This window comes from Mycobacterium sp., assembly GCF_050701515.1.
In the GTDB taxonomy this organism is placed as follows: Bacteria; Actinomycetota; Actinomycetes; order Mycobacteriales; family Mycobacteriaceae; genus Mycobacterium.
The window spans coordinates 1-3,918 of record NZ_JBOGDB010000081.1; the positions used below are offsets into that span (position 1 = coordinate 1).

4 protein-coding genes and 2 tRNA genes are annotated in these 3,918 nt (G+C 65.1%); 5 read left to right on the top strand and 1 reads right to left on the bottom strand.

All coding sequences use genetic code 11. From position 1 onward, the window contains the following. Positions 1 to 156 precede the first annotated feature (156 nt). Together ACRDU5_RS06915 and ACRDU5_RS06920 are read left to right on the top strand one after the other, a co-directional pair. Positions 157 to 231, top strand: a tRNA-Gln gene (locus tag ACRDU5_RS06915). 59 nt (positions 232 to 290) lie between these two features. After that, a tRNA-Glu gene (locus ACRDU5_RS06920) sits at positions 291 to 366 on the top strand. A 7-nt stretch (positions 367 to 373) separates the two neighbouring features. On the opposite strand, the gene ACRDU5_RS06925 is transcribed toward ACRDU5_RS06920, so the two are convergent. Beyond that, the gene (locus tag ACRDU5_RS06925) at positions 374 to 1,075 is read right to left on the bottom strand and encodes an IclR family transcriptional regulator (protein WP_526613747.1); all 702 of its coding nucleotides are present in this window, start codon (positions 1,073 to 1,075) and stop codon (positions 374 to 376) included. 39 nt (positions 1,076 to 1,114) lie between these two features. Here ACRDU5_RS06925 and leuC point away from each other — a divergent pair, with 39 nt between their 5' ends. The 3 genes from leuC to ACRDU5_RS06940 form a co-directional block, all read left to right on the top strand. After that, a complete protein-coding gene (gene leuC / locus ACRDU5_RS06930; protein ID WP_526613748.1) occupies positions 1,115 to 2,548 on the top strand; it encodes a 3-isopropylmalate dehydratase large subunit in 1,434 nt (477 codons plus the stop codon). Between the two features lie 11 nt (positions 2,549 to 2,559). Further along, positions 2,560 to 3,159, top strand: a complete 600-nt coding sequence (gene leuD, locus ACRDU5_RS06935; RefSeq protein ID WP_526613749.1) for a 3-isopropylmalate dehydratase small subunit — start codon at positions 2,560 to 2,562, stop codon at positions 3,157 to 3,159. 201 nt (positions 3,160 to 3,360) lie between these two features. After that, positions 3,361 to 3,918 (top strand): HU family DNA-binding protein (locus ACRDU5_RS06940; protein WP_526613750.1); only part of this gene is annotated, 558 nt, incomplete at its 3' end.

A 3,918-nucleotide genomic window follows, 5' to 3' on the forward strand; every position in this document is an offset into this window, starting at 1 on the left:
GGTCGCGACCGGGCAGCCGCGGCGGCGACCGGCGCGTGAGAAGCCGGTGCGAGATCTTTGGTAATCTGCACGTCGGCCCGACATCACGTGCGGCGGGTTCGCCCGCAGCTTGCCTGGCCGAAAAATGGCCTGTGACCAGCGGTTACGGGCAGCCAATGGGGTATGGTGTAATTGGCAACACAGCTGATTCTGGTTCAGCCATTCTAGGTTCGAGTCCTGGTACCCCAGCCATTCCGGTGATTATGTCGGCATTCCGTCCTGGGCTATGCTGACTGTCCGGAAAAGTTCAGGCCCCCGTCGTCTAGCGGCCTAGGACGCCGCCCTCTCACGGCGGTAGCGTGGGTTCGAATCCCATCGGGGGTACCACATCTCGTCACAGCCGGCGAGTCAGCGCGTCGGCCGCAGCCAGTAGATCCGCTGCCCATCGGGCACCCGGTCGACGGCCCATCCGATCGATCGGTCCGGATACCGACACCGCGGCGATCACGGTGCCGCGTCCGTCGCGGACTGGCGCGGAGACACTGGCCACTCCGGGCTCGCGCTCCGCGACGCTTTGCGCCCAACCGCGCTTGCGCACCTCGGCCAGGGCACGGTCGGTGAACTTAGCCGCGGGCAGCACGGCTTGCTGCGTCGAGGCATCGCTGTATGCCAGTAGGACCTTCGCCCCCGAACCGGCGGTCATCGGCAGCTGTGCGCCCACCGGCACCGTATCTCGAAGCCCGGCAGGCGGTTCCAGCGCGGCCACGCAAATCCGCGACGTCCCTTCGCGACGGTAGAGCTGCACGCTCTCGCCGGTGATCTCCCGCAGCCTCGGCAGCACGGCCGCGCCCGCCGCCAGCAGCGGGTCGTTGACCTGGCCGGCCAACTCGAAAAAAGCCGGACCAAGCCGCCAGCGGCCCGCACCGTCGCGGGCGAGGAGCCGGTGAACTTCCAGGCCCGCGGCAAGCCGGTGCGCGGTGGCCCGCGGCAGGCCGGTCCGTTCGCAGAGTTCGGCCAGCCCGCACGATGACTCGGCAACCGTGTGCAGCACACCCACCGCTTTGTCCAGCACGCCGATGCCGCTATTCTGTCTCACAGAGAGATACTAACGTCCCAGATTGTGAGATAGTCAAGTATGACCACCGTAGCGGGGCCGCGCACCATGGCCGAGAAGGTATGGGATGACCATGTCGTCGCCGCCGGCGGCGGAATCGGGGCAGCCCGGGAGCCCGACCTCATCTACATCGACCTGCATCTCGTGCATGAGGTCACCAGCCCGCAGGCATTCGACGGGCTGCGGCTGGCCGGCCGCAGCGTCCGGCGGCCGGATTTGACGATCGCCACCGAGGACCACAACGTGCCGACGATCGACATCGACAAACCGATCGCCGACCCGGTATCGCGCACTCAGGTCGAGACGCTGCGGCGCAACTGCGAGGAGTTCGGTATCCGACTGCACCCGATGGGCGACCTCGAGCAAGGCATCGTGCACATCATCGGACCGCAACTCGGCCTGACCCAGCCCGGCATGACGATCGTCTGCGGCGACAGCCACACTTCCACGCATGGCGCGTTCGGTGCGCTCGCGATGGGCATCGGCACATCGGAGGTCGAGCATGTGCTGGCGACCCAGACATTGCCGCTGCGACCGTTCAGAACAATGGCGGTAAACGTTGACGGTCGGCTGCCGGTTGGAGTCAGCGCCAAGGACATCATCCTGGCGGTGATCGCCAAAATCGGTACCGGCGGCGGCCAGGGCCATGTCATCGAGTACCGCGGCGATGCCATCGAATCACTGTCGATGGAAGGCCGGATGACGATCTGCAACATGAGCATCGAGGCCGGGGCGCGTGCCGGCATGGTCGCGCCCGACGAGACCACCTTCGAGTTCCTGCGCGGACGTCCGCACGCCCCGACGGGCGCCGATTGGGATACCGCCGTCGCGGCGTGGAGCGGATTGGGCACCGACGATGTCGCCGAGTTCGACGCCGAGGTGTACATCGATGCCGCGACGCTGAGCCCGTTCGTCACCTGGGGCACCAACCCGGGGCAGGGTGTGCCGCTATCCGGGTCGGTGCCTGACCCAGAGCTGATGGTCGACGACGCCGAACGGCAAGCCGCCGAAAAAGCGTTGGTGTACATGGATCTCCGGCCCGGCTCCGCGATGCGTGATATCGCCGTCGACACCGTTTTCGTCGGCTCATGCACCAACGGCCGCATCGAGGATCTGCGCGTGGTCGCCGACATCTTGCGCGGCCGCAAGGTCGCCGACGGCGTCCAGGTGCTCGTGGTGCCCGGTTCGATGCGGGTGCGCGCGCAGGCCGAGTCGGAAGGCCTCGGCGAGATCTTCACTGCGGCCGGCGCCCAGTGGCGGCAGGCCGGGTGCTCGATGTGTCTCGGTATGAACCCCGATCAGTTGGCGCCGGGCCAACGTTGCGCATCGACATCGAACCGAAATTTCGAGGGCCGGCAGGGCAGGGGCGGACGAACCCATCTGGTGTCGCCGGCGGTCGCAGCCGCCACCGCCGTGCGTGGCACGTTGTCATCGCCCGCAGACCTGAGCCACTAGAGGAGCGAGCCATGGAAGCCTTTCGCACCCACACCGGAATCGGGGTACCGCTGCGCCGGTCCAATGTCGACACCGACCAGATCATCCCGGCGGTGTATTTGAAGCGGGTCATCCGAACGGGTTTCGAGGACGGGCTATTCGCTTCCTGGCGCAGCGACCCGTCCTTCGTGCTGAATTTGAGCCCGTTCGACAAGGGGTCGGTCTTGGTCGCCGGGCCGGATTTCGGCACTGGATCATCCCGCGAACACGCGGTGTGGGCGCTGATGGACTACGGCTTCCGGGTGGTTATCTCATCTCGTTTCGCGGATATTTTTCGCGGCAACGCCGGCAAGGCGGGGCTGTTAGCGGCCGAAGTCGCCCAAGATGATGTCGAACTGCTTTGGAAGCTGATCGAGCAGCAGCCAGGGCTGGAAATCACTGTGAATCTTCAAGATCGGAATATCGCCGCCGGAACGATCCTGCTGCCGTTCAAGATTGACGATTACACCGCCTGGCGACTACTCGAGGGACTCGATGATATAGGCCTTACGCTGCGAAAACACCAGCAGATCGAATCTTATGAGGCGCACCGGTCGGACTGGAAGCCACGGACTCTGCCGACCCCGAGATAGCGTCCAAACGGCCGAAAATACCGCCCCCCAAACCGGTTCTAGCGGCCTCCCGCCACCGACCAAGCGCGCCAAGCGGATTCCTAAAAAGTTCGCCGGCTTCGACTGAAACTGCGCGTGGCTCTTGGAAATCAGGCATGAAAGGGTTTACCGTGTCCTCTAGTCGGTCCAAGGAGGGGCCACTGGTTGATGCGGAGGTTTTGCATGAACAAAGCAGAACTGATCGACGTACTCACGAAAAAACTCGACACAGACCGCCGATCGGCGACCGATGCGGTGGAGAATGTTGTCGATACGATCGTGCGTGCGGTACACAAGGGTGACAGTGTCACCATTACCGGTTTCGGCGTATTCGAACAACGCCGTCGTGCAGCCCGGGTGGCGCGCAATCCGCGCACCGGGGAGACGGTGAAAGTGAAGCCAACGTCCGTGCCGGCCTTTCGGCCCGGCGCTCAGTTCAAAGCGGTTGTCTCTGGCGCACAGCGCCTCCCGGCGGAAGGACCTGCAGTGAAGCGTGGAAGCGTGGCTGGCCGTCGTCCGGCCAAGAAGGCTGCCAAGAAGGCAGTACGTAAGACCGCAGCCAAGAAGGCTGTCCGGAAGCGCGCAGCGAAGAAGGCCGTGCGGAAGCGCGCAGCCAAGAAGGCCGTGCGGAAGCGCGCAGCCAAGAAGGCCGTGCGGAAGCGCGCAGCCAAGAAGGCCGTGCGTAAGACCGCAGCCAAGAAGGCCGTCCGGAAGCGCGCCGCCAAGAAGACGGCGCGCAGG